Raw genomic sequence first — 1,379 nt, 5'->3', positions numbered from 1 at the left:
AGCGCTGCGCCGCGTCGTCGGCCGCGTCGCACGTGCGGGCTTCGGCGCGGCCGCGGGCTCGGGCGGGGGCGAGCAGATCGCGCAGAGGCCCTCGTCGAATCCGTGGATGCATTCCTCGCCCAAGTGGTGTCGCCCTTCGTTCCGATCGGCCCGTCACCGTGCTCGGGCCGCGGACTACAGTACGCGCTCCGACTCGGCGCGGGCTCCACGGGACGTCAGCGACCGCCCCAGGTGACGGCATCCGTCGACGCGAACGCCGCCGGGCGCGCGGCCGGACCGACCGCGGGACCGCCGAGTGCGTGCGCGTCGGCCATCAGCTCGTGCAGCGCGGCCTGGACCTGGAGGGGCTTCGGGACGTCGCGGATCACCACCGCCACCTCGTGCCCGGTCTCCAGTCGCACGTCGCCCGAGCCCGACATCCGCTGCAGCCACGACCGGGCGACCTGGACGTCGTAGCCCGAACGATGCCAGAGTTCGCGCCGGACGCGGACGAACAGCCCCCGCCGCACGATGACGCGACGCGTGGTGACCGTGGTCCGCGAGCTCAGCCAGGCGAGGTACGGCAGCAGGCTGCCGAGCACCACGAGGAGCGCGCCCGCCACGATCGCCGCGAGCCGCGGCCATCCGTCGTCGAGCCACGGGACCGCGTACGCCGTGGCGCCCGCCACGGCGATGAGCAGGAGCGAGGGCAGCACGAGGATGCGGCCGTGGCGCCGAAGGCGCGCCACGACGTGCTCGGCCCCGTCGGGCACGGGAACCTCGGCCGTCTGCCCCATAGGCCCATTAATACCTCAGGTGGGTGACGTCTCCCGCGGCGACAGCCTGCTCGTCGCCGTTCTCGTCGTCGCGCACCACGAGCCGGCCGTCGGCGTCGATCCGCTCGGCCACGCCGACGAGTTCGCCCCCGCCCGGGAGCTCGACGCGCACGTCCTGGCCGAGCGTGCCGCACAGCGAGGCCACCCGCTCGGCGATGCCGCCGGCGATCGGATCGCCGCCGGCTGCGACGAAGTCGGCCGTGGACGCGAGCAGTCGCTCCAGGTAGTCGGCGAGGACGGCGTCGGCGTCGGGCCGGACTCCGGTCGCCAGCTGGAGCGAGGTCGAGGTGAGCGTCGGCAGGTCGTGCTCGTCGAGCGTGAGGTTGAGGCCGGCGCCGATGACGACGGTGCCCTCGGCGACGAGCTCCGACAGGATGCCGCACACCTTGAACCCGGACACGAGCACGTCGTTCGGCCACTTCAGCCACGCCTCGACGCCGCCGGTGCCGTCCTCCTCGCCGCCACGGTCGACGGATGCCGCCGCGAGCGCTCCGCGGACCGCCTCGGTCATCGCCGCGCCCGCCAGGAGCGGGAGCCAGCCGAGCGCGTCGGGCGGAAGCGCCG

General features: G+C 74.5%; 2 protein-coding genes. Both read right to left on the bottom strand.

Annotated elements, in window-relative coordinates; translation table 11 throughout:
* Window positions 1–215 precede the first annotated feature (215 nt).
* The gene (locus ESO86_RS17000; protein ID WP_129235964.1) at window positions 216–776 is read right to left on the bottom strand and encodes a PH domain-containing protein; all 561 of its coding nucleotides are present in this window, start codon (window positions 774–776) and stop codon (window positions 216–218) included.
* 7 nt (window positions 777–783) lie between these two features.
* Window positions 784–1,379 (bottom strand): biotin--[acetyl-CoA-carboxylase] ligase (locus ESO86_RS16995; RefSeq protein WP_165308258.1); only part of this gene is annotated, 596 nt, incomplete at its 5' end.

Origin of the sequence: Agromyces binzhouensis (assembly GCF_004135055.1) — a bacterium.
Classification (GTDB): Bacteria; Actinomycetota; Actinomycetes; order Actinomycetales; family Microbacteriaceae; genus Agromyces; species Agromyces binzhouensis.
This window is presented reverse-complemented; position numbering and strand designations above follow the sequence as displayed.